At 65.8% G+C, this 25,713-nt stretch carries 24 protein-coding genes; 12 read left to right on the top strand and 12 right to left on the bottom strand.

The window, feature by feature from the left end:
- Window positions 1-25: 25 nt before the first annotated feature.
- Both Q0044_RS10140 and Q0044_RS10135 read right to left on the bottom strand, forming a co-directional pair.
- A complete protein-coding gene (locus tag Q0044_RS10140) occupies window positions 26-1,447 on the bottom strand; it encodes an argonaute/piwi family protein (RefSeq protein WP_298161951.1) in 1,422 nt (473 codons plus the stop codon).
- Window positions 1,444-3,204, bottom strand: coding sequence for an SIR2 family protein (locus tag Q0044_RS10135; protein WP_298161950.1), 1,761 nt, complete (start codon window positions 3,202-3,204; stop codon window positions 1,444-1,446). Before Q0044_RS10135 ends, Q0044_RS10140 begins: the two co-directional genes overlap by 4 nt.
- A 240-nt stretch (window positions 3,205-3,444) precedes the next feature.
- Between Q0044_RS10135 and Q0044_RS10130 the strand changes: the two genes are divergently transcribed.
- The 12 genes from Q0044_RS10130 to Q0044_RS10075 all read left to right on the top strand — a co-directional run bounded on the left by Q0044_RS10130 (window position 3,445) and on the right by Q0044_RS10075 (window position 14,072).
- Window positions 3,445-4,359 carry a HEPN domain-containing protein gene (locus Q0044_RS10130; RefSeq protein ID WP_298161949.1) on the top strand — a complete coding sequence of 305 codons (915 nt, stop codon included), beginning with the start codon at window positions 3,445-3,447 and terminating at the stop codon, window positions 4,357-4,359.
- A 16-nt stretch (window positions 4,360-4,375) separates the two neighbouring features.
- Window positions 4,376-5,422 carry a putative endonuclease domain-containing protein gene (locus Q0044_RS10125; RefSeq protein WP_298161948.1) on the top strand — a complete coding sequence of 349 codons (1,047 nt, stop codon included), beginning with the start codon at window positions 4,376-4,378 and terminating at the stop codon, window positions 5,420-5,422.
- A 98-nt stretch (window positions 5,423-5,520) separates the two neighbouring features.
- Window positions 5,521-6,954 carry a HEPN domain-containing protein gene (locus Q0044_RS10120; RefSeq protein ID WP_298161947.1) on the top strand — a complete coding sequence of 478 codons (1,434 nt, stop codon included), beginning with the start codon at window positions 5,521-5,523 and terminating at the stop codon, window positions 6,952-6,954.
- Between the two features lie 1,026 nt (window positions 6,955-7,980).
- Window positions 7,981-8,277 (top strand): DUF736 domain-containing protein, encoded by a 297-nt coding sequence (locus tag Q0044_RS10115; protein ID WP_207931433.1) that lies wholly within the window; start codon window positions 7,981-7,983, stop codon window positions 8,275-8,277.
- A 68-nt stretch (window positions 8,278-8,345) separates the two neighbouring features.
- Window positions 8,346-9,248, top strand: a complete 903-nt coding sequence (locus tag Q0044_RS10110) for an ArdC family protein (protein ID WP_298161946.1) — start codon at window positions 8,346-8,348, stop codon at window positions 9,246-9,248.
- A gap of 85 nt (window positions 9,249-9,333) precedes the next feature.
- Window positions 9,334-9,666 carry a hypothetical protein gene (locus tag Q0044_RS10105; protein ID WP_298161944.1) on the top strand — a complete coding sequence of 111 codons (333 nt, stop codon included), beginning with the start codon at window positions 9,334-9,336 and terminating at the stop codon, window positions 9,664-9,666.
- Window positions 9,667-9,714: 48 nt separating this feature from the next.
- Window positions 9,715-9,861, top strand: a complete 147-nt coding sequence (locus tag Q0044_RS10100) for a hypothetical protein (RefSeq protein WP_169802110.1) — start codon at window positions 9,715-9,717, stop codon at window positions 9,859-9,861.
- A 223-nt stretch (window positions 9,862-10,084) separates the two neighbouring features.
- Window positions 10,085-10,606: a plasmid mobilization relaxosome protein MobC gene (gene mobC / locus Q0044_RS10095; protein ID WP_298161943.1), complete on the top strand. Its 522-nt coding sequence runs from the start codon at window positions 10,085-10,087 to the stop codon at window positions 10,604-10,606.
- A complete protein-coding gene (locus tag Q0044_RS10090; RefSeq protein ID WP_298161942.1) occupies window positions 10,603-11,598 on the top strand; it encodes a relaxase/mobilization nuclease domain-containing protein in 996 nt (331 codons plus the stop codon). Before mobC ends, Q0044_RS10090 begins: the two co-directional genes overlap by 4 nt.
- A 79-nt stretch (window positions 11,599-11,677) precedes the next feature.
- Window positions 11,678-12,271 carry a DUF6088 family protein gene (locus Q0044_RS10085; RefSeq protein WP_298161941.1) on the top strand — a complete coding sequence of 198 codons (594 nt, stop codon included), beginning with the start codon at window positions 11,678-11,680 and terminating at the stop codon, window positions 12,269-12,271.
- 203 nt (window positions 12,272-12,474) lie between these two features.
- Window positions 12,475-12,720, top strand: coding sequence for a helix-turn-helix domain-containing protein (locus Q0044_RS10080; protein WP_298161940.1), 246 nt, complete (start codon window positions 12,475-12,477; stop codon window positions 12,718-12,720).
- The gene (locus Q0044_RS10075) at window positions 12,720-14,072 is read left to right on the top strand and encodes a type II toxin-antitoxin system HipA family toxin (RefSeq protein ID WP_298161938.1); all 1,353 of its coding nucleotides are present in this window, start codon (window positions 12,720-12,722) and stop codon (window positions 14,070-14,072) included. Before Q0044_RS10080 ends, Q0044_RS10075 begins: the two co-directional genes overlap by 1 nt.
- Window positions 14,073-14,077: 5 nt before the next feature.
- Here Q0044_RS10075 and Q0044_RS10070 read toward each other — a convergent pair whose 3' ends face one another.
- The 10 genes from Q0044_RS10070 to Q0044_RS10025 all read right to left on the bottom strand — a co-directional run bounded on the left by Q0044_RS10070 (window position 14,078) and on the right by Q0044_RS10025 (window position 25,708).
- Window positions 14,078-15,064, bottom strand: coding sequence for a tetratricopeptide repeat protein (locus Q0044_RS10070; RefSeq protein ID WP_298161937.1), 987 nt, complete (start codon window positions 15,062-15,064; stop codon window positions 14,078-14,080).
- An 8-nt stretch (window positions 15,065-15,072) separates the two neighbouring features.
- Window positions 15,073-18,375: a DEAD/DEAH box helicase gene (locus Q0044_RS10065; RefSeq protein WP_298161936.1), complete on the bottom strand. Its 3,303-nt coding sequence runs from the start codon at window positions 18,373-18,375 to the stop codon at window positions 15,073-15,075.
- Between the two features lie 202 nt (window positions 18,376-18,577).
- A complete protein-coding gene (locus tag Q0044_RS10060; RefSeq protein WP_298161935.1) occupies window positions 18,578-19,180 on the bottom strand; it encodes an LPD7 domain-containing protein in 603 nt (200 codons plus the stop codon).
- The gene (locus Q0044_RS10055; protein ID WP_298161934.1) at window positions 19,177-20,994 is read right to left on the bottom strand and encodes a type IV secretory system conjugative DNA transfer family protein; all 1,818 of its coding nucleotides are present in this window, start codon (window positions 20,992-20,994) and stop codon (window positions 19,177-19,179) included. Before Q0044_RS10055 ends, Q0044_RS10060 begins: the two co-directional genes overlap by 4 nt.
- Entirely contained in the window at window positions 20,960-21,967 is a 1,008-nt protein-coding gene (virB11, locus tag Q0044_RS10050; RefSeq protein WP_298161933.1) for a P-type DNA transfer ATPase VirB11, read from the bottom strand. The genes Q0044_RS10055 and virB11 overlap by 35 nt, the downstream gene beginning before the upstream one ends.
- Window positions 21,967-23,091 carry a type IV secretion system protein VirB10 gene (gene virB10 / locus Q0044_RS10045; protein ID WP_298161932.1) on the bottom strand — a complete coding sequence of 375 codons (1,125 nt, stop codon included), beginning with the start codon at window positions 23,089-23,091 and terminating at the stop codon, window positions 21,967-21,969. The genes virB11 and virB10 overlap by 1 nt, the downstream gene beginning before the upstream one ends.
- Window positions 23,088-23,915: a TrbG/VirB9 family P-type conjugative transfer protein gene (locus Q0044_RS10040; protein ID WP_298161931.1), complete on the bottom strand. Its 828-nt coding sequence runs from the start codon at window positions 23,913-23,915 to the stop codon at window positions 23,088-23,090. The genes virB10 and Q0044_RS10040 overlap by 4 nt, the downstream gene beginning before the upstream one ends.
- Window positions 23,912-24,595, bottom strand: coding sequence for a VirB8 family type IV secretion system protein (locus Q0044_RS10035; RefSeq protein ID WP_298161930.1), 684 nt, complete (start codon window positions 24,593-24,595; stop codon window positions 23,912-23,914). The genes Q0044_RS10040 and Q0044_RS10035 overlap by 4 nt, the downstream gene beginning before the upstream one ends.
- Window positions 24,592-24,786 (bottom strand): hypothetical protein, encoded by a 195-nt coding sequence (locus Q0044_RS10030; RefSeq protein WP_207931445.1) that lies wholly within the window; start codon window positions 24,784-24,786, stop codon window positions 24,592-24,594. The genes Q0044_RS10035 and Q0044_RS10030 overlap by 4 nt, the downstream gene beginning before the upstream one ends.
- Before the next feature lies 1 nt (window position 24,787).
- Window positions 24,788-25,708, bottom strand: coding sequence for a TrbL/VirB6 family protein (locus Q0044_RS10025; RefSeq protein WP_207931446.1), 921 nt, complete (start codon window positions 25,706-25,708; stop codon window positions 24,788-24,790).
- Between the last annotated feature and the right edge of the window lie 5 nt (window positions 25,709-25,713).

The following is a 25,713-nucleotide window of genomic DNA, read 5'->3' as shown; positions in this document are numbered from 1 at the left end:
CCGAGTAGCGCAGCGATTGCTGTCGCTACATGAATAACCGAAACGGATAAGAGCGCGGTTCTAGAGATGGCATTCGGATAATGACCTTGGCCAAAGTCTGCGCGAAGTTAAGGGTGACCGGCAGCCGATCGTAGGGACCATCATTATTCCAGTCCATCTTGGTCAGGCCCAAGGTCTGCCGACAAAGCTCATCCATCGGTCCGTTTCCTGCGTGACGAACTAGCATGAGCGGTTCAGGTATGCCTTTGCCCTCTTTGAAGTAGTCACGATCATTGGCGACAACGGGCAGATTACCCTGGGTCCAAAGCAGAGCTTCATAGGGACCCAGCTGGAGAGCGGTGCCACGATGAACGGGATAGCCGTGGGGCTTTTTCGGCTCCGGAATAAACGTCCCCCGCCATCCACTGCTTTGTTGGACGTGAACGAGGTCGATCGCGTCGGTTCGAGGAAGAGCGTCGAAACACCCCTCGACTTCTTCAGGTTTGAATTCCGTGTTCTTGTGGACGACCACACGCCGTGGAGACTGCCCTGCATGCTTGCGCTGGTAGATCAGAAGGCTGCGCGAGATGACCTTCAGCATTTGGTCGCGGCGCAGAAAGGGGTTCTTGCCGAACATGCGAACGTCGTTGGCTTCATAGGCGACGAACTCCATGCCGGAACCTTCCGCGTCAAAGACCTGACTGCAGCAGATCGCATAGCGCGATGCCGGCCCGGCCTCGGATCGCATTGCATAGTCGATGCCGATAAATGCGGTTCCCGGCTCCACATCGGCCAAGACCCATGGAGTCCCTCCGGCCTTGGTGTAGAGGGCGACGCCCAACCGCCAGGCGACGCTGCACCGGCAATAGTAGCCCAAGGCACCCTCGTCCCGGACGATTTGGATGCAGATGCCCTCCGAGGCAGCGACGGCTTTGAGATGATGTCGCAGGTCGAAGTCCTCACCATCGGTCGTTCGAAAGCCGTCTGACCAGCTTCGATCGACATGGATCAAGACGATGTCGAACTCCGTCCGGACATTGCGGAGCGCGAAAAGCGCTCGTGTTATCGCATCAGCCAGTATCTGGTGCGGACGCGCCGAAGCGGCCATCTGCCGTTGCAGATCCGCTGGAAGTTCGATGGCGGTCGGCCCGACGGCCTTGGCGAGACTGACGCCGAATAGCTTTGAGAAGCCGGGATAGTCCGGAAGGTAGGCCTTCCGCTCCTTCGGCCGATGCGGCTGGTCCAACTCCTGCATCAATCGGTCCAATCGATCGACACCGCCCGCAGGGGCGATCATGGCGATCCGGATCGGGCTGGCCACGCCCGACAACCGATCGCGGCTGTAAGGTCCGAAGCGGGAAAGACCCAGCAAGGGGTGGATATCCGTGTTCTGATCGGACATGCCGCCGAAGCGAAGCTGGGGTTCTGGAAACTGCGTGTGCCCGGGAAGCTTGTAGGGGGCGGTCATTGCGGAGCCCTCCCGCTGAAGCCGGTGGTTCGGGCAATCTCGAAGTCGGCATCCGCGCCGTCGGAGATTCCAAACGAACGCAGGCGAACTGAGGCTGACGCGCCGACGATCAGTTCGATCCAACCGTCCAGCATACTGTTGGCGTGCTTGTTGCGTCGCTGCGCGCGGCGTTCGCGCACCCAGTCCTTGGCTTTCGCCACCATATCGTCAGCCATGCCGTCCTCAAGTTCCAGAACAACGCGCGGTTCTAGCAGTAGCCAGAGCGCGTCCAGCTTCCAGTCCAGCCTGATCTCGCAGGCCTCGCTCCAGGCCACGGTCGTTCCCGGGACAACGCCAGCCAGACGTTCGACTGAGGCGATCGTCCTGTTGAACAGCGCTGTCCCGACGCTTGGGGCCGGCCGCAGCAGGATGCGGCGGCCTCGACGGTCGATGGTCAGGGTTTCGCGCTGGCCAAGCGCCCGGACAAGAGCGTCTCGCACCAGCGTCCGCTCACCGCTCTCGTAGCGGAGGCGCGCCGGCGAGATGGCATAGGTTTCCAGGCTGGTGATCTCGCGGGTCGCCAGCGCCCGGCGAAGGTCCGCATCTCTACCGAAGGCCAGAACGCCGGCGCGGACCCGATTGACATCGAGATCGACGCCGGCTTCCTTCACCGCGGCAACGACCTCCGAGACACCTCCGATGGTGCACGCCACCAGTCGGCAGGATGCAGGCCAGGATATGATCGGCAAGGCATTGGTCCGGACCACCGGAAACTTGGTGCCGATCGCGCGGAGGGGTGCCTTTCCCAACCTGGGCCGATCAGCCTCGCCGATGGCGTCGACTTTGCCGGTCGTTGTCGGCAGAAAACGGACCAGGTCCGACATCAATTCGTCGAACGTCTCAACCTCGACGAAGAAGGCTTCGATCCCGGCGTCCGTCGCCGCCTTCATCACGGCGGTGACGCCGTCGAACGGAGTCTCCATGGACCGCTTGAACCAGAACAGGCCTCCGGGGAAACCAGCGCCTCCGTTGATGGCGTCCGTGAGAGCCGCGATGATCGACGCATCGCGACCACTGTAACCGACCACGGCGAGGCCGTTGCCTTGGCAAGCCCCCACGAACGCCTGCCTCATGGCCGCATCCTGGTCTCGAAGTTCGTCGCTCGTGTTCTTGAGCCGTTGGGAATGAAAGTCGCCATGCAACTTGCCCAGAACGGGCCAGCGGCTCTCCTGTATGGCGCGCTGCAGTTTCGAAGGCTCGCCCAGATCGGCGACTGTAAGCCGGCCGGTGCTCTCATAGAGCTTGGCGACGCTGTCTTCGACGAGCTTGTCGAAATTCGTCGTCCAAACCGTGCGCGTCAGGTCTTCTCGCATCAGCAAAGCGAGCGCCCGATGACCGAAGGAAGGCTTCGCGTCCTCGATGATGCCGTCCAGGTACTGTCGGCGATCCCGGGCGGACGGATAGGCGGCTTCGAAATAGGCCGAGTATTCATCCTCGGCGCCTGCCGCTGGGAAGGAGCCCAAGCTGTCGAAGTGGTCCTGAATCTTCCTCTGAACCACCATATCGCTGAGGTCGGTAATGGCCCCGAGAGCTAGCTTTTTCTGTGAACAGTAGAGCTTTTGCTTGAGATCCCAGATGACGTCCCAAGCTGTCTTGATGCCAGCCGTGCGGGACGCGCCTGCCCCGAGCAACCACATGACTTGCGTCGCCCGCATCTGAAACAGACGCATGAACTGCGCGACATCCATCGTCGGCGCGACGGAGATCGAAGGAGTCACTTGGCCTTCCGACCGACTCGCTTCACTGACTGTAGATAACGCCACGACGCTCCCTTCCTTAGGCCGTCGCGCGATAAGCTTGCTCCCCAACAGCCCTGCGCGGTCTTCCACGCTACTCGACACCAGATGTTGGGGCAAGGGGATGTTAACCTATCCACATATGGGGTGCGCGATACCGACGGTTGAGCGCTCTCGAATGCAGGACTTGCCGCTGAGCCCGCCTTCGGAGAGACTCTGGCCATGAAGAAGAGCCTCGATCATCTGCCGCTGCGTAAGCAGGTCGAGTTGCGCCGTGTGGTCGAGGTCATCCACGACTCCTTTGCGGAGGCGATCTCGACGCGTCGGGCGGCGCGTCTGAAAAACGGGAAGATCCTCAAGGTCATTCTGTACGGATCATACGCGCGTGGCGACTGGGTCCACGACCCGGTCGGGCGTTACTTCTCAGACTTCGACCTGTTGGTCGTGGTCGACCACGAAGACCTCACGGACGGAGAGTTCTGGCACGACGCGACCAATCGGACCATGCCCGGGGAGGGGGAAATCCGAACGCCGGTTAGTATCATCGTTCACAGTCTGGATGATGTGAACCAGCAGTTGGATCGAGGCCGCTACTTCTTTGCGGACATCCTGCGCGACGGTGTGCTCCTATTCGATACGCCCGGCGCCAAGCTGCACAAGCCAGCTGATATCAAGGCTCAGGCCGCCTTGATCGAAGCCGAAGGATTCTTCGCGGAATGGACCAGTAGCTCGGAGGAGTTTCAGGCTGGAGCAGGGTTCTACACGGAACGGGGCAACAACAAGCTCGCGGCCTTCAGCCTGCATCAAGCTGCAGAGCATCTCTATCACTGCGTCCTGCTGGTGGTGACGCTCTACAGCGGCAAGGCCCACAACCTCGCCTTTCTTCGGAAGAAGGCCGAGGCCATCGACACGCGCCTCGCGGAGGCCTGGCCGCGCGAGACCAAGTTCGAGCGCCGCTGCTTCGAACTGCTGCGCGAGGCCTATGTGAAGGCCCGCTATTCCAAGCACTACAAGATCAGCGCCGAAGAACTGGCCTGGTTGACGGAGCGCGTCGAGGTCCTGCGTGGCCTGGTTAGGACCGTGTGCGAAGAACGGCTTGTTCAGTTGCGTCGCGAGGCCGAGGCGGACAACGCGTGAACCGCCGGTCGACGCCATGATCGACAACCGGCCGGCCTATCTGATCGAGGACCCGAACTACGCTGTCATCCCGGCGTTGCCGATCGGCTTGGAGCTCAGCACCGTACCCGACTGGGTCAAGCTCAGCATGCTTCACCTCGGCGGCGTCCAGCCGATCACAGGCGAGATGATGGAAGCTGCAGGCTTCGTTCTCGAGGACCGTCCGTCCGACGGAGAGATCGAGCTTTACCGGAGGAACGGCACGCGGTTTCAGATGGTCTCGGTGGTGACCAGCATCGCCGCCTTTCGCGAAGTCGACGGCGTCATGGTGGGGGTGCCGTATGCGATATCGCTGGTCCCCGCGAACAAGCGCGGGACCGTTCTGTCGAATGTCGACGTCGACTATGTCCGCCAGATCGATCTGAATGCAGTGCTCCAGCAACAGGAGCCCTGCTACGTTGAGTTCAATCCGTTCACGGGCCACTGGGGCGGCTGGGGCAACATCACCGTGTTTCTGGGTGATCAGCCGCGGAACGCGTTCCCGGACGGGCTCGGTCTGGTGACGGACATGTATTACCTTCAACTCGGCTTCGATCCCGATACCGTGGGCGTGGTCAACATGGGCATGGGGGAGGGCAAACCCTTCCGCAAATATCACCGGCACCGTACCAGGCTGATGTTCTCGCCGTTCGAGACGTTTCAAGCACGTCGCGTCTGGGGCGCGGAATCGCCGATCGAACTCTTCTTGCTGCAGGGCCTGCTGCGAGAGAACCAGACGCCGATCCTGCAGATGCTACTTTTCGACGACGGCTCGGCCCATCCGTCGCTCTACGACCTTTGGGCCCAAGATCTGAGTGATCTGCCGGGGCTAATCACCGAAGCCGATATGTTCTTTCCCGAGCAGAGATTGGCGGTCTTCTGCGACTCGACCCGGCATCACCGAGGCGGCAAGGCCGCTCGGAAAGATGAGGAGATCAGCCAGCGCCTGGAGGCGGCCGGTATCCGGACGGTACGGGTGCCTGGCGCTCTCATCGTTCGCGACCTGAAGGCGGCTGTCGAATTGGTGCTTAAGGCCCTGCAGTAACTGGTCAGAGTGGCCGCAGACGCTGGCGCAAAGGTGTTGGTCTGGAGGTCGCTCGCCGCTAGGCATGTTGTCATGAACCCCGGGCCCGCGAGTGTTTGATGATCCCCAGTCCAGCGCCGATCACGGCGACACGGCGAAAGCAGGTTGTCGCGACGACCTCTCTGCTTAACCGGCTTCTGGGTTCCGAAAACCTTGATGAGTTCGTCTATAATTTTGGTGAGGATACTCGGGAGTTCAAACAGGTCGAGGCGGCTATCAAGCCCTTGCGCCTCGAGCTTCACGCGCTGCTGAATCAGCAGGACGTGCACGTCGGGATCGAGATAATCGATCCTCTGATCTTCAGGCTGATCCGCGGCGGATCTGTCGATCCGGTCGGCGATGCCGTGGCTGAACTGAACCAGCAGTCATTCCATGAACCCGGGTTCGTTCTCTACCCGCTCCACGGCTATGGCGTGATGCGGCGGTTTCGACTCGCCGCGCGCGAGATTGAAGATGTCGCCTTCGCGGCGTTAGGCATCGCCGTAGTGCCGCAGACCCAGTCGATCCAAAAGACCGTAGAGTTCGTTGAGCGAGCGGCCTTGGCTCTTGGAATCTCGTCGCCCATTCCGACCCACGCGCTTCTTCAGGAACACGCCAATCCTCGGCTCAAGTGGTTATCCGAGAACCCACTGATGATGATCCGCGTGCGGTCGTATGCGGTGGGGGCCTACGAGAACCAATCCGAGTATATGCGCAAGCTCGGGCTCGGGGCAGCACTTGTCATGCTGCTTTCGGTTCTGATCGATCCACAGTCCAGCGGGCGATACAGCAGCTCGCGCTCCAGCGGTGAGACGCTGGATATCAGGCACTACCTCGTATTCGAGAATGCCGGTGGGGGGCGCGACCTGTCGTACCGTCGCGTTCCGATGAACCTCTCGGCGACCGGGTTGGCGCAACTGTCTGACCTAAACGTGGATCTACAGCTCGAGGCAATGGCCGCCGCCCAAGCTGTGAAGGACAGGGTAGAGGCTGCCGTGACCGCTTTAGGAGACTTCCATCGAGCCAATGTTGGGCCGGCGCGGCCCAAAACAGCTCGGACCCGTTTTGCTGCCAAGGTCAGCGATTCCGTCTATTGGTTCAGACGATCCTTTACCGGCAGTGGAACGGATCACGAGGCGATCGTCAGTTTGGCCGTCTCGTTCGAGTCACTGCTGATAGACAGCTACGCCGGAGGCGTGACGGCCCGTATTGTGGATCGGGCAGCTCACATCCTGACTGCAGAGGGGCAGCCTGACCCTGTGGTCGAGATTGTGCGGAAATTGTTCAGCGCCCGGGGGGACGTGGTTCATTCCGGCTCCACATCATCAAAGCTTGATCTGCCCTCGGCGCGCAAAGCCTATGCGGTTTGCCTCGTGCACCTGCTTGAGCGGCTTGGGCAGGTACAGGAGAATACGACGACGGCAGTCGGGGACCTTCTCGGTGAAGTCAGACCGGTCAGACCGAAGCTGTGGGAACGGCTTGCCAAGGCTTGGCGCGCATTCAGCTATGGCTGATGAGCACGGAGCGGATGTGTCCACAGATTGTGGAACATAACGAGAACTTCTGGCTTGTCTCAATCGGCTGCCGCTCATAGAGCGGACCCGGGTCGGTTGGCTGGTTGGAGCGGACCGTGATGATACAGGGTGAGCGGAGAAGGTCGCGAGAAGACATAGCTCCCGGGGTCGGGCGACGCTTGGTCGTACGGTGTGACAGTCCGCTCTGTGATCATGCTCTCTTGATGGATCCGCGTCCGGTCTTCGGCGCGCTGCGATACTGGCCGGCTGTCGGGCCGTCATATCGGTTCCGGTGCTGGTGCGGGCATCGGGTGGCGTGCGTCTCCTATACCGACAATGCGGATCAGGCCGAGGGACCGATTTCGCTGGCTGCGCTCAAGCTCTGGTTCTAGATGCACAGACCGTTTGGGCCGCCAGCTCCGCCGCGCCTCATTACGGTGCAGTCCGCACGGCGGCACGGGCTGCTGTTGCGCATCGCCTGCGAACCTTGCGGCAGGACCGAGTCGATCGAGGGGGGAGCCTTGCCCGTGATCCCGCGCGCTGTCGCCGTGGGCGAGTTGTGGTTCGCTGGGCGCTTCAGGTGTGCGACCTGCCTGCGGCCGGCGTCCAGGCTTGAACTGATCGAACGGGGGCAGCTGCAGAAGACGCTTGAACGGTGGAGCCTTGGCGAACCCTTCGTGGTCGAAAGGCTGCGTCGACATTGGCGACATGATCCCTACGACCGGCGTGACTGGCCCGCGTGGTTCAGGCGTGGGTGACCACCTGTCTCCTGTGCAGCAGGCCAGCCTTGCGCGGCCTCTCAATGGCCTGATCTGACCGAAGTCCGTCCGGCTTCCGCAACCGGTCGCTCGGCTTTCTTCCCCGGCCTGGCGGCCTTCCTCGCGAGGCAAGAAAGCCGTGCGACCGGTCCTCCGCTGCGCTGCGGGGTCTCGCCGTGCTCGCCCTGCGGGCCGTCCGGCCCCCGATCCGCCGATCGCCATCGAGGCCGCGGCAGGCGTGGCCCGACATCAGCAAGGAGAGACTTCCATGGCCACCATCGGCACCTTCACCCAGCAAGCGGACGGCAGCTACAGCGGTTCGATCAAGACCCTGACCCTCAACGTCAAGGCGGCCCAGCTGCGGGCCAACGAGAAGACCGACGACAAGGCTCCCGACTTCCGCATCTTCTCCGGCCAGACCGAGTTCGGCGCCGCCTGGAAGAAGACGAGCCAGCAGAACCGCGACTACCTGTCGGTCAAGCTCGACGATCCCAGCTTCCCGGCGCCGATCTACGCCTCGCTGGTCGAGATCGAGGGCGGACACAGCCTGATCTGGTCCCGCTGACCAAGCCGCGGCGGCGCTGAGGCAGCGCCGCCGCCCCTTCTTCAAATCCCCATCCTGAGGAGGCCGCCATGTCGCGCCCCAACGAACCCTCACGTCCCGACCTCTACAGCCGCATCACCCACCAGATCGTCGCCCAGCTCGAAACGGGCGTTCGGCCCTGGACCCGGCCCTGGGTCGTATCCCAGAGCGTCAGCCGACCCCTCCGACACGACGGCACGCCTTACCGGGGCATCAACGTCGTCCTGCTGTGGGCCGAGGCCGCAGCCCGAGGCTTCCAGTCCTCCACCTGGATGACCTTCCGGCAGGCGCTGGCGTTGGACGCTCATGTCCGAAAGGGCGAAAAGGGCTCCACGGTCGTCTACGCCAATGCGTTGGTCCGCACCGACGAGGACGACACCCGGGAGGAGGCAACCCGACGTATTCCGTTCCTGAAGGCCTACACCGTGTTCAACGTCGAACAGATCGAGGGTCTCCCGGCCTCGTACGCTCCGGCGCCCGCGCCGGTCGTGAACCTCGGTCAAAGGATCGCCCGAGCCGAAGCGTTCTTCGCCGCGACGGGCGCCGATGTTCGCCACGGCGGCGGCTGCGCCTTCTATGCGCCTGGACCGGACTTCGTGCAGATGCCGGTGTTCGAGAGCTTCCTTGACCCGGAAGCCTACTACGCCACCCTCGGCCATGAGTTGACGCACTGGACCCGGCATTCCAGCCGGCTCGATCGCGACCTCGGACGCCGTCGGCATGGAGACGACGGCTACGCCCGGGAGGAACTGGTGGCCGAACTCGGCGCCGCCTTCCTCTGCGCCGACCTGGGGCTGGCCCTGGAGCCGCGCGAAGATCACGCCGCCTATCTCGCCTCATGGCTCGAGGCGCTGCGTCAGGACAATCGGTTGATCTTCTCCGCCGCCGCCCACGCCCAGCGCGCGATCGACTTTCTTCATGGGCCGGCCAAGTCTGCTGACCCGGAGACGTAAAGACGCAGGGGCGTGCGCCAGCCATGGCTGGCGCACGCTTCACCTGGGCTGTAACCTTGGCGTCTTGCTGGACGAATTGAGCTTGATGATCGGACGTCGAACGACTGCGGCCTGGGCGCCGGCCATTCTGGCCGTGTTCGCCCTGCTGTTCGCGTCGAGCCCGGTCATGGCCTGGCAGACGCCGGCCGCGCCCATGGCGACGGCCATGGCGCCCGCCGACGACACCGGCTCGGACAGCCCCTGCGATCCCGTGAAGATGACCTGCGCCCGACTGTGCGCCGTGCTCTGCCACGGGCTCGTTCCAACGCCGGCCGCGATCGCTCCCCTGACGCCCGCCGCCGGCCCTCGTCCCTGGTCGCCGGTCGATCCCCTCGCCGGGGTGGATCCGGAAGCGGAGGACCCGCCTCCTCGAGCCTGATCTCCACCGACGATCCTTTCTCAAAAAACCGATCCATGGAGATCAACAATGAAACGTGCTTTTTCGCTCGCGGCCCTCGTGCTGCTGACCTCGGCCTCGGCTGCCTTCGCGGCCGCGCCCGACTCGGTGGTCAAGGCCGCCGCTTCCTGCTGCGAGCTTCTCGCGGCCTGCTGCAACGGCGGACCCTGCTGCTGATCCGCTGAAGAAGGACGCCCGCGCGAAAGCGCGGGCGTCTGCCGGCGAAGACCTCATCCTTCTGATCCGTCCGGCTGGGGCGCCCATTGGGCGGCGGGCGAGCGGCCGTGGAGCGGACGCCGAGGGGAGGGCGGGCAGCACCGGAGGTCTACGGGGCGAGGGTGGTGACGGTCTAGGGCAGGATAGGCTTTGCGCCGGCAATGTCTGACAAACCCGCTCTCCGATGGACCGCATCACTCTTCGCCTTTCACCCGATCTGATCCGCCGGTTCGACGCCGCCGCGGCCGGTCAGGGCGGACGCTCGCGGCTGTTGCGAAGGCTCATGGAAGCCGCCGCCCAAGCGCCCCTGCCGGCGCCGGAGCAAGGGCCGACCACGGCCAGGTCGGGCAAGCTGACCCTGCGTCTGGGCGAAGCGGACCTGCGTCTCCTGGAGGTCGAGGCGGCCGCGATGGGCCTGTCGCGGACCCAGTGGAGCGCGGCGCTCATCCGTCGCCGTCTCCACGATCGGCCGCAGTTCAGCCGGCCCGAAGCTCTGGCCCTGATCGAGGTGCGCCGCGAACTGAGGCGGATCGGCGTGAACGTCAACCAGATCGCCCGGGCCCTGAACACCGCCGTGATGGACGGCCCGGTGCTGGATCTGGAGCTGGGTCAACTCGGCGCCTTCCAAGTGGAAATCTCGGCCTGGGTCGATGCGCTCGGCGAGGCCTTCGAGGGCAATCTCGCCTACTGGGCGCCGGCCTCGTGACCGACTTCCGGTCATCGCGCGGGTTCGATGAGGTGCTGCGGCCGCCCGTCGATATCCGTCGCGCCCGGATCACGCCCGCGGTGCTGCGGCCGGCTCGCGGAGGCGGTGGCGATCCGTCCGCCCGGTTCGCGCGGGTGGCGCGGCGCGCACCCGAGGTGATGGTGAAGATCACCGGCCGGACCCGGGACGGCGCCCATCTGAAAGCGCACCTGGACTACATCAGCCGCAACGGCGCCCTGGCGCTGGAGGGCCCCGATGCGGAGCGGCTGGAAGGCCGTGGACAGGTGCGGGATCTGGCGCGCGACTGGGCCGAGGAGTTTGCGTTTGAGCCGGGACGCAGACGGGACGCATCGATCAGCCTGTCGATCATCCTGAGCATGCCGGCCGGAACCGACGCCGTCCGCCTGCATGACGCGGCGCGGGCCTTCGCGGCCGAGACCTTCGGCGAACGCTTTCCCTATGTCTTCGCCCTCCATGACGAAGGCCGGCACCCGCATGTCCATCTGTCGGTGCGAAGGCTCGGGCAGGACGGCGAGCGGCTCAATCCGCGTAAGGCGGACCTGCAGGGTTGGCGGGAAGGATTCGCCCGCGCGCTTCGCGACCGAGCCATAGAGGCCGAGGCGACGCCGCGGCGGACGCGGGGCGTGACCCGCAAGGCGGAACGGATTCCGGTGCGCAAGATGCGGGAACGGTTCGCGGCGGGGCAGGGGCCTCTACCCGAGGTGCTCGCCGTCGCCTATCGGGCGGCGCTCACCACGGGTGGAGGCGAAGCGCCGTGGCTGGAGGCGATCCGGGCGCGCGAGTTGGCTATCCGGCGCGTCCTGGTGGGCGAAGCCTTGCGTCTGTCGCGGTCGGAGCGGCCCGGGAACCGCGTCCTTGCCGCTCTGGTGGAGCGGTTCGTGCGGGAGCGACCGGCGCCGATGACGCGGGATCAGGCGCTGCGACAGAGAGGCGAGACTCAGCGCGACCCCGGGCGGACGCGTGACCGCTAGGCAGGCCTTCATCGGAGTCGCCGCCGTCGTCTTGGCGAAGTGTCAGAAGTTATCCTATATTTCTGACACTGAGGTTGTCATGCAAGCACTCGCCGACCAGATCATGGAGCGCGCCTCGACGCTGCCGGAAGGCGCGCCGATCGCCGCCAAGTCGCTGCTGCACCTGGGCACGCGCGCCGCGGTGGACCAGGCCCTGTCGCGGCTGGTTCGCCGGGGTCGGCTCATGCGCGCCGGTCGCGGCGTCTATATGCGCCCGCTGGAAAGCCGGTTCGGCTCCCGCACCCCCTCGGTCGAGAAGGTGGTGCGCGCCGTGGGCGAACAGCGCGGCGAGGTCGTCGCCTCCAACGGTGCGGCAGCGGCGAACGCCCTGGGTCTGACCACCCAGGTGCCGATCCGCATGATCTATCTGACCAATGGGAGAAGCCGCACCTTCAGCGTCGGCAAGCAGACGGTGGAATTCCAGCACGCGCCCGCATGGCAGCTGCTCTTGGCCGATCGTCCGGCCGGCGAAGCGGTTCGCGCCCTGGCCTGGCTCGGGCCGGAGAAGGCGGGACCGGCGCTCGAGACCTTGAAACGGAAGCTGGGGCCTTCGGCTTTCGGGGAACTGGTGTCCGTCGGGTCGCGTCTGCCGACCTGGCTGGCGCGTTCGGTCAGCCAGACGGCGCATGCCTGACCTGCTTTCCGCGGAACATCGACACGCTCGCCTTTGATTTATCCGGTCCTAGGTATTCTGCAGTCTGGCTTCGGGCGCTATCCCGTGCGGTTTTGCGTATGACGTCGTTTTATCCGCATTTCCGTATTGTCTAAATTTATGCGCGTAAGCGTATATTGACAAATGATGCGGATTTCCGTATGTGGCGATGAAAGGAGTTTCACATGGAGCCCATCGCCCGCAGTGAAAAACAGCTCGCCGCAGCCATTCGCCGATTTCGGAAGTTGGCGGATATGACCCAAGGCGATCTCGCGACCAAGGCGAGCAAACGCCAGGCGACCATATCCAATCTGGAAAGCGGCTCCGGCACGCTTGAAACCCTCTTCGCCGCTCTTGGTGCGCTCGAGCTGGAAATCGTCGTGCGGCGCAGAAGCCGGGGCCGGGCGCCTGAAATCGGGGACCTGTTCTGATGGCCCGCAGACGGAGCAATGCGCCCCTCCTGGTTTTCCTCAATGGCAGGCTCGTCGGTCGCCTTCGCCGGGAAACCAGCGGAGCCATCGATTTTCAGTACGATCCCTCATGGCTGGCGTGGGAGCACGCGATCCCGGTGTCGCTTTCGCTGCCGCTTCGCGAGGATCGTTATCTCGGGGCGCCGGTCGTCGCCGTGTTCGACAACCTGCTGCCCGACAATGAGAAGATCCGCGGGCGGGTCGCCGCGCGGGTCGATGCCGAGGGAATCGACGCCTACAGCCTCCTGGCCGTCATTGGCCGTGACTGCGTGGGCGCCCTGCAATTCCTGCCCGAAGGCAGCGAACCGCCCCGGCCGGGCAAGATCGAGGGTGAGCCCCTCACTGACCGCGCCATTGCGAAAATTCTGGATGATCTGACCGCAAATCCTCTGGGGCTCGACGACAGCGAGCACTTCCGGATTTCACTCGCTGGCGTTCAGGACAAGACCGCCTTCCTCCGTCATGACGGCCAATGGCTGAAGCCGAACGGCACCACGCCGACCACCCACATTTTTAAACCGCAGATCGGCAAGGTGCCGGGCAGCGCCATCGATTTTTCCAACAGCGTCGAGAACGAATACCTCTGTCTGACCTTCCTGCGCGCGCTCGGCTTCGACACCGCCAATGTCGAAATTCAGACCTTCGGTCGGAAGCGGGTTCTTGTCGTCGAACGTTTTGACCGCACCTACGCCCGCGACGGTCGCCTGTTGCGTCAGCCCCAGGAGGACTTTTGCCAGGCGCTCTCGGTGCCGTGGACGAAGAAGTATGAGAACGATGGCGGACCTGGGATCATCGACTGCCTCGATCTGCTCGGAGCGAGCGATGAGGTGACCCTTGATCGTCAGGCTTTCATGAAGGCGATTATCGCCTTCTGGCTGCTCGGTGCGACCGACGGGCACGCAAAGAACTTCAGCGTATTTCTGTACCCCGGCAGCGGCTTCCGCCTCACACCTCTCTACGACGTTCTATCCGTTCAGCCCGTCCACGATGCCCGGCAACTCACGCGAAACCGCTATCGGATGGCGATGGCCGTAGGCGACCGCCGACACTATCGAGTCGACGGCATCATGCCCCGGCACTTCTACCAGACCGGCGCAAAAGCGGGCCTGGACGAAGGGACCATTCGCGGACTGTTCGCCCAACTCGTCGCTGACGCTCCCGAGGCCATCCAGGCGACCAAAGCCAGCCTGCCGCGGGGGTTCCCCAGAGATCTCGCGAACTCGATCTTCACGGGGTTCAACAGCCGCCTGCGCTTGCTGGAGCTGGAGCTGGACCGGTTCGCCGCCGCCGACGATGATGACGACGGTGAGTAACCGACCTAACTGCCGGTCAGCTTGCGGAGCTGCTCTGCCCGGCGTTTGACGCCGATCTTTGGATCAAGCGCCAGGGCCGCGTCGTAGCTCCGCAGCGCTTTCGGGAACTCCTCGAGGATTTCGCAGCAGGCGCCCTTCAGTTTCAATGCAAGGGCGCGCGTGTGCGGCTCCAGATCGCCAGCGTTGATGAGAAAGCCGTTCAGGCTGATCAGAAGCCGGTTTGCCAGTTCCGGGGAGGGCGCATCGCCCGTCGCACGGAACAGTTTCTGCACGAGATACACATCGCCCTTGGCCAGTGAGGCCTCAACCCACGCGTCACGATCCAGGAAGGCACCGTCGAGGCCGTAGTCGAATCCTTCGCCCTTAAGGTAGAGCAATCGCACCACCGGGCGATCCGTCGGGAACTCATAGCGCGCCGCCCAACCCGATTCAGGCACACAGCTTCCCGTCTCGATCCCGGTTTCGAGGTCGAAGATGACCAGGCGTGAACTGTCTTCTGAATTCGGCGCGTTGCAGGCCTGGCAAACGGCGTAGCGTCCATCGTCGGACAATCCGCTGTCAAAGATGTTGGCGGCGAAGGTCCGCGCGATGATCGGACTTCCATCGGCGCGGAAGGCCAGAAACATGCCGCAGAGTTCTGACGTGAAGCGCCAGTCGTTCAGCGTGAAGGTGCCGTTGTTTGCGACCCGGCCGTCATTGGGGCGCTCCACTCGGCCTTCGGCTACGACAAGATCCCCGTCGATAAGGTAGTAGCGCCCCAAGCCTGACTGTCTGGCGCCCCCGACCGTCCCGGCGTCGTTGCCGTCGCGCCATAGCAGGATGAAACGACCGTTCGCCGATCGCACCTGATGGCCGATGAAATTCAGCTCGGGAATGTGAACGATAGGGCTGACATCATCCAGCGACTGTCGGCTGATGCGCCGTCTTGACCCGGCCGGCGGCTCCGGCTCCCCTGTGGCGCGCTCATTGGCGCCGAACAACCATTTCAGCATATCCGTACCTATTCGCTGCAAACGATGGTGAGATCGACGTCGATGGTTTCCCGGAGGAAGGTAAGGGCGGCCGCCAGCACCACCGTCTGATCGGGCGTGCGATTGGCCTTGGACAGCCCGGGCTGCGCGATCAGGACTTCGGGCTTTACCGGCATCGCGCGGTTGAGCTTGACCATCTTGTTTATATCGGCTGCCGAGCCCGCCAGAAATCGGGTGGGCCGGTCAGCCCGGCGCAGTGTCGCTTCGCGGTTCCGGATGTGCTGGCAAAGTTGAGGGAACTTGCCGCTCCATTTCGCCGATCGGACCGCCTGTGAGCTAACCTCCACAACATCCTTGATGCGCTCCCCCGGCGTCGCGCCGCCCGCGAACTTGCAATGCACGAACGCCACACGGATGAATCCGTCTTCGATCTTCATGCACACTAGGTCAGCGGCTTCGCCGGCGGCGTCATCATCGAAAACGACGTCAAAGCCACTCTCGATATAGTGCTGGGCGGCGTGCGCCTGAATGGAGTCCGCCCGCTCCACACCTGCCTTCCACAGGCTCTCTTTCTTGAAGTCGACGCCGTCCCATTCCCAGGTCTCAAACCGATCCTCCGAGATGACGAGGGTCTGCGGGATTTGCGGCCCGATATGCAGGTTCGCATCGAGTTCCGTCAGGTCCACCAACCTGAAGAGCGGCGGGTAGTTCGAGAAATACTCGGCGAGCGTCTGCTGCAGCTTGCCCACGGTCACGCGGACCGTGGCGCCGGCAACCTGGCTGACCGAGAATCCATGTTCCCCGCCGAGCCTGAAACGGAAGGTTCCCCACGTTCCGCGCGTCGCTTCGACCAACTCGAAGTCGATGGCGTCGGCCGCACGATCAGTCGTCCCCAGGACAAGCTCAAAGCTCGTCATCGCGCCTTCGCTCGTACCGTTCCTGAATGTGACTCGCTCTTCGGCCTGCCGCAGCATTTCAAGCGGCCACTCGATGCTGAACGGGTCGGCCGCCGGCAGCGCGAAGACCTCGTTCGGGATCAGCACATTGTCGATGAGCTTCGACGTGTCGATGCTTCCATCCAGCAACTTGTCGCCGACGGTTTCGCACCATTCAGTGAAGCGCGGGATCGAGCCCTGCTCACGCGACCAGACCCGACCCTTGAAAGAACAGCCGATGGTGATCTGACGGCCGCCCTCCCAGCCGGTGCCGCTGAGATTGGATTTGACGGAGCCGGCCTTTTCCGAGAGGCCAAGCGCCTGTTTCACGTCCGCGCCGGTATACATCGCGTAGGACAGGTTTCGCCGACCGTGCTTCTTCACCCCGACATTCTGGAACAGCAGACGCGATATGCGGCCGAGGCTGCGGAACATGACGTCGCCGAATATCAGCCTGGTCGCGCCGACCGCCTTCGCAAGGTCCTCGAACGCGGAATCATGGTCGCTTGACGAGAGGTAGAGCAGCTTCCTGGCTTCGTCGTAATGCAGGATGAAGAGGTCCCAGGTTCGGTCGCGAACCGAGCGTGCTCGCGTCCATTTCAGGAACGGTTCGGTGCGGGTGACGAAGAAGAGGGTGTTGCTCGCCTCGTTCAGCCACACCGCATGGGGGATCATGCTTTCCGGAAGTCCTGCATGGAAGCTTCGGGGCTTAAAATTCGGGGCCTCATAGAACAGCGTGCTCAAGGTTGGGCGCAGCAACTGGTGCGAGATCGCCGTGTCGTCGTCGAGGCTGTCGTCAAGCCGTTTGGACGCATTCAGGAACTCCATCAGCTTCGCGTGTTCGCGGGCCGCCTGTGAGCTCAACTCGCTCAGGAGCTGGTTCCAGTCGGCATCTTCGCTGTAGAGCCGCTCCAGCGCGCTGGACACGTTCGGTTCGGCGATGTTCGCAACCACCGAGGCGTCGCCGATCCGGTCGCCGGTGCTGCGCGTGAAGCGCCCGGTGAACTGGAGGAGGACGGCAAGACTCTTGTGGAGGTCGTGAATGGCCGCGACCTTCAGTTCAGGAAGGTCGAACCCCTCGCCGAGCATGTTGACGCAGACGGCGATCCGGTGCTTGCCCGCGCGCAGATCGTCCACCCGGCTGTCGGTGTCGTTCAGCTTCGAGTGCAGCAGGATCGGATTGAGATCAGGTGCGAGGCGCCGGTAGATCGCGAACACCGCCGTCGCGCGCTCGATCGTCCGGCACCGGGCCATCATCAGATGGTTAAAGCCACCCGCGAGATCGTCGCGTAGCCGCGCCACGGCCGCTGTGGCGATAGCCTCATCGGCATGATCCAGGATCGGCTCGTAGACGGGGTCAAACGTGATCGGTTTGAAGTAGCCGTCAGTCTGCGCCATCCGCAGGGGGTAGTTGTAGATTACATGACCATCGACGAGCTTGCCGTCGCGCCGGAAGGGCGTCGCCGTGAACTGAAGCGTGGGCTTGCCACGAAAGGCCTCCCGAAATCCGCTCCAGGTCTTTGCGCCGATGTGATGGGCTTCGTCGACGATCAGAAGGCCGACGGCATCCGCGATGCGCGGCCACAGCGCCTCAGCGTCCGCCAAGGCGCTCATGGTCCCGATGACGACGTTCGAGCGCTCAAAGATCTCGAGATCCTCGGCCTTCTTGGGGACCTTGGTGATGACGCCGACATAGGGGTTAGGGGCGCCGTCGAGCAGGACGCCGAGCCTCCGCAGCAATCCAAAGCTGAGGAATTTTCTGGCGGTCTGTGAACGCAGGGCATCCGACGGCACGATGACCAGCACCGGCTTGCGGGCGTAGGCAGCCATCGTCGACAGCATCGTTTCGGTCTTGCCGGTGCCGGTCGGCATCACGACCGTGGCAGGCTGCTGGTACAGGCTCCAGTGTGCACCGATCGCATGAAGCGCCCCGACCTGCGGCGGTCGCAGACCTTCATTGCCGGGACGGACAGTTCCGTCGGCTTCCGGGCGCTCGGCCTGGAACAAGAACCGGCCGTTCCATGCGTTCGCCAGTTCGTCGAGAGCAACTTTCCATCCCGCCTCGGCCACACGCTGATCGATCGCCTCAAGGGCGCGGTGTTTCAGCCAGCGCAATGTGCCGTCGGCCTCACGAAACAAGACTGCGTCCGCCTCCGGCGGGCGCGTGGCGATCTTGCGCGTGGTGACGACGACCGTCTCGCCGGATGGCAGCCGGTACAGCGGCTCCTTGATGCGCGCGGAGACGAAGACCTCGCCCTCGGACCTGGCCTCTACCTTCTCGTCGAACCTGACAATACGGCGAACCTGGCCGATGCCGAGTTGGACCGGACCGTAGTTCAGAATTGGCAGATCGAGGCTGATTGTCTGATCGACTGCAAAAAGATCCGCTTGGGCCATCCTCGACCTATTGCTCCACCCTCATTACGTGGGGTGTTCTCCACCAATGGTAGAGACTTGCCGTTAAGCTTACCAGCGTTCTCCGAAGATCTCGCTGGCTGGTCGCCGAATAGTGGGTGCACGACGAAGCACCTTCCCCCGGCGGAATCGAGTTCAGCTTCGGCGCGCGGATCCTGAAGAACCCCTTGCAAGCGGCGCGCCGCTAGCGCTGCCGGTCGCGTCCGCGCGCCGGTTCGCGCTCCGTCGGGCGAGATCGGCCCGCGCGCGCCCAGGCGGCCTCGAGCAGGCGCGTCTGGATCGCGGGATCGGGGACCAGCCGGGCCACCACGATGGCGGCTTTCGCCAGACGCTCGGCGAACGCGTCGCGCGCCTTCGAGGATTCAGGGTTTCGCCCGGGCAATGGACGGTCGAGGCCGGCGGCCTGCCGATCGCGTTCGCGCGGTCTATGACCCTGCACCTCCATTCCCAGAGCCTGGGCCTGAATCCAGACCTCGCGACGGAAGGCCGGATCGCCGGACACCCGAACCTGGTCCCAGCCGCGATGCCGGGCGATCTTGAGCATGTCGATGACGGCGTCCGGATAGGCCTGGTTTGAGACGAGTGAACCGCCGCGGTCGCGGAACATCGGCTCGGCCGCGCGATGATCGCGAAAGAAGCGTTCCGGCCGGCCCCGCAGGTCGCGCTCGACCAGATAACGGTCCAGCACCGCCTCGGGCACGTCGCCCTTGGCGGTCGAGCGGCGCGATCCGGCCGGGCCCGCGGGACCGAGGCGGTTGGACGGCGCGGCGGCGTCGGGCGCCTTCACGGTTCTCGCTCCAGCACGGCCGTATCGACGACCCGGTCCAGCCAGGCGCCGATGGCGTCTTCATCCGCCCCGGCCTCTGGCGGCGGCAGGCCTTCGGCGGCGAAGGCGCGCGCGATGACGTCGAAATCCATGGGATCCTCCTCCAGAGCGGGGGGCGATGTCGGCGCGGCGACCGGAGCGAGGTCGGGGGCGGGCCGCAGCCGGCGCTGGAAGACGCGCTCCCGGAAATAGGCGATCTTCCGGCCCCGGACCGGGGGCAGGCCGGCCTTCAGCACGATCAGGGCCGTTTGCGGCAGCTGCATCAGCTCCTGGGGCAGCATGAGCGCCCGGCGCTGGTCGGAGACGGTCGTGCTGCGCCGACCCGGGCTGAGCCCCGTCGGCCGGCTGCGGCTGCGGCCGTCCGTCGTATAGGCGCCGAGCCGATCGCTGAGCTCCTGGGCGATCTTGAGCTCCTTGGGCGCGAAGACGATCTCGACCCCGCAGTTGGTCATCACCTCCTCGGCCACGTCCGGGCCGTAGATCGCCCTCAGCTGCGACGGGCTTTGAAGCACCGCCAGCAGCCGCAGGCCGTAGCCGGCGACCCAGGCGAAGGCGTGGGCGAGGACCGGCGCCGGCCCGAGACGGGCGAACTCGTCGAGCACGATCAGGGCGGGTCGGTCGGCGGGGCCGGGCAGGGCGCGGCTGTTCAGGTCGACCAGTTGCTGGAAGAGCAGGGCGTAGAGCGGCTGGATGCGCAGCATGTTGTCCGGCGTGGCGCCCAGATAGAGGGAGAGACGGCCGCCGCGCAGGTCGCGCAGGTCGAAATCCGACGCGGCGGTGGCGGCGTCGACCCGGGGATTGAGCCACAGCCCCATCCGGGTGGTGATCGATTGGCGCACCGAGGCGAAGGTGTTCTCGCTGGAACTGGTGAAATCGGTGAGCGCGGCCACGACCGGTCCGGGCAGGGGGCGACCCTCCTGATCCCGGGCCGCGACGATCCGGGGCAGCCGCGCGCGGGCGTCGCCGGCGGTGAGCTGGCGGAAGATCTCGCCAAGGGTGAAGGGGCGTTCGGGCGTGGCCGCGACATAGCCGCCCACGCCGATGAACCCGGTCCGCGCCGCCTCCGCCCAGAAGGGATCGGCCCGCTCGTGGACCGGGAACAGCATCGCCGCCATGCGCTGCAGCTCGTCCAGCACCGCGATCGGGTCCGTGCGATCGACATGGCCCAGCGGGTTGAACCGGGCCGTGCGGCCGTCCCGCGCCAGGGGATCGAACAGACGCACGGTCTGGCCGGACTCGGCGCGATAGCCCGCCGTGGCGAGGAAGTTCTCGCGCTTGATGTCCAGCACGACCACAGAGTCCGGCCAGGCGAGGAGATTGGGGATGACCACGCCGACGCCCTTGCCGGTGCGGGTCGGGGCGTAGAGCATGACGTGCTCGGGACCGTCGGCCATGAGGAAGTCGCCGTCGGCCCGGCCCAGGACGATGCCGCGATGCGCCCGCAGACCCGCGCGCCGCTGTTCCGACCCTGAGGCCCACCGGGCGGCGCCGTGCAGGGGCCGGCGTCGGGCGAGCAGGACGGCCGCGACGAGAACGCCGCCGACCAGTGCCGAAACCGAGGCGCCGACGGTCAACCAGCGGCGCACCTCGGGGTCCTGGCGATAGTACCAGAGCCAACCGGGAACCTTGGCCGGATCGATGGCGCCGGAGAACTGGCCCAGACCGACCAGGGCGACGAGGACAGCGAGGACGGCCAGAAGGCTCAAGGCGAGCAGGCCGCTGAGCGCGACCGCTGCCGCCCTAGCCCCCGGGCTGGCGCTTGCGAACCGGGTCATGCCAGACCTCCGTCACGCGGAAGCGCCCGTCGACCTTCTTCATCTGGATGACGACGTCGACGAGCAGATGCAGCAGGGCGCGGATGTCCTCGCGCGGCAGGTCTCGCCCGCCTTCGGATTCCCGCACCAGCAGGGTGAGCTGTTCGAAGGCCAGGGCGGCGGAATCCGCATGCACCGTCGTGATCGAGCCGGGGTGGCCGGAGTTGACGTTGCGCAGGTAGAAAAAGGCCGTGCCGTCGCGCAACTCCTGCAGCAGGATGCGGTCCGGCCGCATGCGCAGGGCGCTTTCCAGAAGCTGTTTGGGGCCGATCCGGGCCAGACCCTGTCCGTCCTTGGAATAGACCAGATGGACGACGTTGCGGTGCGGCACCACGAACTCGCGGGTGTCCTCGATGGTCAGCAGGCGCTCATGGTCCGGGATGAGTTCGATCAGCCCCTTGGCCAGGGTGGTCTTACCCGAGCCGGTCGCGCCGGAGATCAGGATGTTGCGTCGGGCCGCGACCGCCAGGGTCAGAAACCCCGGCCAATCCCCGGCCTGGCGCAGACGCACCAGTTCGGCGTCGGCCAGGTCCGTGGCCTCCGCCTGGGCGTCCGCGACCTGATCGAACAGGCCGGCCGCCGCGAACTCCGCCAGGCCGAGGCGTCGCCGCGACGGCTTTCTCAGGGTCAGGGAGAGGCCGCCGTCCGCCGCCACCGGGGGCAGGACGATCTGGCAGCGCACGTCGCCGGGCAGGGTGGTCGAACAGATCGGCTGTTCAGGGCCCACGTCCTGACGGGTATAGGCCGCGGCCGCCACCGCCAGGGTGCGCAGCCAGGCCTCGGTCAGCTCCGGCGCTTCGGACCAGCGCCAGACCCCGTCGGCCTCGACCCCGACCTCGCCGGGCCGGTTGATGACGACCTCGGTGACGGTCGCCGGTTCCAGGAAAGGGCGGAGCGGCGCGAGGTAGTGATCGAGGACCGAGGTGTCGTCCATCAGCGCGACCGCAGCTGATAGACCCCGGCGAAATCCAAGTCCTGGGCCACGAAGATCGACACCTCGGCGCCCTGGCCCTTGCGCAGCGTCGGCGGGATCTCGACCGAGCCCTGGAGGGCGATGCTCGCCGCGTCGGACGGGACGCGCGCCATGGAGGAGGCGCCGTCGTTCCGGCCGGCGGCGGCGTAGACGCCGTCGTCGACGATGGAGAGCAGCAGGGCGCCGCCGAACCGGTCCCAGAAATGGGTGTCGACCACGCCGTCGAACCCCGATCGGCCCAGGGCGTCGGCGGCCGGGGAGGCCAGGGCGACAGCCACCCCGGTCGGGGTCACCGCCCGGGTCCAGAGCACGAACAGCCGCCGGCGGCCCTGTTGAAGGCCGCCGCGATACTCGCCCAGAACCCGGGTGCCGCGCTCCATCAGGACCACGGCGCCGTTGTCGGACCAGACGTCTCGCGGCAGGACGCAGGTCACATAGCCGGGCGTGGTGCTGTCCAGGGCCGTCTGCAGGACACAGGGCACGCTGGTCCCCGCCGTGACCAGCAGGTTGCGGTCCGGCAGGCGGCCGGCGCGCGTCTGGCCCACGGGCGTGAGCTGACGCAGCTGGTCGAGCGACGTCGGTTCGCCCGGAGGCGTCGGCGTCGTCGAGATCGGCGGCGCCCCCGGCTGGCCGCCCGCCGCCCGGCTATAGGCGAGCACGGGCGCGCGCCGGGCGCTTTCGGCCAGGGCGCGCCGCTGTTCCACCGGACTGGAGCCGGAACGGGGTGTCGCGCCATCCCGGGGGGCGGCTTCGAGCGGCGGGATGGCCTCTTCGCCGGTCAGGGTCGGCGCGTCGGGATCGACGACGGCGTCGCTCAGCAAGGGCGGCGCCTCGCGGCGGGCGGGCTCGAACGGCGTCGTCTGCCGGGCGGGCTCGTCGCGACGGGCCGGTTCGGCGTTGCCCGCATCACCGCGATCCCAGCTGGCGATCAGGAAGACGCCGCATCCGACGGCCAGGGCGGCCAGGGTGATGACCTTGCCCTGCCGACCGCCGAGCCGTCCGGCAATCGGCGAGACGCCGCGATCGGCCGGCGCGGAGGGCGGGCGAGGCGCGTCGGCCGGCGGCGTGGGGTCGGGCGCACTCATGACCGGCCTCCGAGGGGCGCGCGATCGACGACCGGCGAGGCCGTCCCGGTGCCCACGCCGACCCCACGGGCGTCATAGGCGTCGTTGAACAGGCACAGGACCGACTGGCCCCGCCTCAGCCGCAGACCCCGCGTCACGCCGTGGATCACCACGAACTCGCCGCGGACGTCGTAGGGGACCAGGCGCTCCGATCCATCCTCGCCGACTTCGAACACAGCGGGCAGGGCCTGGACGCCAGGGAAACGCAGCACGGTGAAGCGGCCGTTGTCGCTGACCTCGCTCGGCTGCAAGGCGGCGTCGCCTTGGGCCGACCAGGCCAGGTTGCGGGGACCCTCGACCACGCCTCGCTCCAGCTCCAGTCCGATGAGGCGCTGCTCGACGGCTGCGGCCTGGACGGCCAGCGCACCGGCCGCCTGGGCCTGTTCGTCGGCCGGGTAGCGGAACCGGACCTGATAGGCGATCGCCGTCCGGTCGCCGGGCTCGCGGGCGAGCAGTTCGAATGCGTAGTGCCGGACCGCACCCTCGCGCTCTGTGACGACCAGAAGGTTGGTCGCCTGATGACGTTCCCGAGGCTTGAGGAAGAGCACCGATCCTTCGGCGGCCACCTCCCAGGCGACGCTGTCGCCTATGGCGGCATGGCGGATGGTCTCCTCCGGCGAGAAGACGATCTGGGTCGCCGTGCGGAACGCCCCGGCGATCCGGTAGACGGCCGCCGGATCATAGGTGAGCTCGCGGATCCGCGGGTCCAGCGGGGCCTGCGCCGCGGCCGGGGACGCGAGGGCGAGGGCGGCGATCAGGGCCAGGAGGGAAGGCGAGCGTCTCATCGGATGACCTCCGGATCGGCGCGGTAGGACGTCACCTGGAAGCCGAGGGGGTTCCTCAGACGATCCGGCTCGGACATCGGCGCGCGGGTGTAGGTGAAGGCGATGGTGGCGATCCAGTCGCTCTCCACGGTCTGCTGGGCCTGACGGACCGTGCGGTGGAAGCGAACGTTGGCGACGCCGTCGTTGATGAAGCCGATGGCGCGGATCGAAATGATGGCCTCGCCGTCTCGGCCGTAGAGGTTCTGCGGACTGGCGGGATTGGAGCCGCGGAACAGATCGGCCCAGCGCCGCTGTTCGGCCGGGGCCGACAGGATGGAGACGAGCCGGAAGGCGTCCTCGGCGGCCGGATCGAGGTAGCCCTCGCGCTGGCGCACATATTGGCCGAGGAAATATTTGCTGACGGCCTCGTCGTAGCGGACCGGCCCATCCTCGGCCGAGAGGCCGCGCATGACATCGACCGCCCCGGTCGTCTGGTCCACCCGGATGACGAAAGGTTCGGTGGACTTCAGCGGGGTCAGCATCGCCACCGCGCCGGTCGCGATCACTGCTAGCCCCGTAGCCAGGGCGGCGGCCGACCAGGCCAGGCGTCGGGACCGGAGCGCCGAGGCCAGCCGGTCCTGATCCCAGCGTCGCGCCTCGGTGAAGTAGCGCTTCAGTTCAGGGGAGGGGACGCCGCTCATGCGCAGCCTCCCGTGTCCGAGCTTACGGCCTCGGGGACCGATGGGGGTTCGGTCTGCGGCGCGAGCACCGATCCGTGGGGATTGGCGGGCCGCCGGGCCGAGCCGTCGCAGGTCGGCAACGCCGGATCGCCCCGGTGGGCGCAGGCGCCCAGCAGCATCAGGCCGGCGAACAGGAGGGAGCGATAGGTCATGTCAGGCGCCTCTCGGTCGGATGGTGCCGCCGCCCCTGGGCGGCTGGCGGCTGGCTTCTTGCGGACCTTGGGAGCGGCCCGAGCCGCTCCCGCCCAGGGCCGCGGCGTTGGCGAAGTCGGCGAGGCCGGCGCTGGCGCCGCCCGCGATGCCGGCGGCGATGGCCGGGGTCTGCAGAAAGAAGATCGCCCCGAGCAGGCACAGGGCGATGAAGATCAGCCCGCCGATCATCGGGTCGGCTCCCTGGATCGCGCCCCACTGGTCGCGCACGAGCGACAGGACCAGCTGGAAGATGACGATGATCAGGGCGAACAGGACGAGATAGTTCACCGCCTGGCTGAGCCAGCCGAAGAAGAAGCGGCGGGTGGCGTCGAACAGGGCGCAGGCGATGAAGATGGGGCCGAGGGTGACGAGCAGCGCCAGAGCCAGTTTGGCCACCAGCACCACGCCGAACCCGAGGGCGGCGGCCAGGGCGCCGATGATGAAGACGGCGGCCGAAACCACCCAGGGACCGGGATTGAAGGCCGAGCCTTCGCGCGAGATGTCCTCGCCCAGCCAGGCCGCATAGGCGAAGAACTGGTCGAAGGCCGCGCCGACGCTGGGCGTGTCCGCGCCGCTGACGGCCCGGGTCAGGGCGTTGGGCAGGCCGGTGAACAGCGGCTCGGTGACGAAGGTCGAATAGGCGGCCGTGGTCGCCAGCAAATACAGGAAGGCCAGCTTCAGCGACCGGACCGCGAAATCCATCACCGGTTCGCTGATCGCGCCCCTCAGGATGGCGACGCCATAGAGCACGACATAGAGGACCAGGGCGATGCGCAGCGGTCCCTCGACCTCGGCGATCACCGACGACAGACGGTCGCCGAGGAAGACGTTGAGCCGTTCGTCGATGAAGTCGTAGCTGGGCTCGAAGACGCGAAAGCTCATCGTCG

It is taken from the genome of Brevundimonas sp. (genome assembly GCF_027484365.1).
Classification (GTDB): domain Bacteria; phylum Pseudomonadota; class Alphaproteobacteria; order Caulobacterales; family Caulobacteraceae; genus Brevundimonas.
The sequence above is the reverse complement of the archived record's forward strand: the minus strand, read 5'-3'. Positions and strand labels throughout refer to the sequence as shown.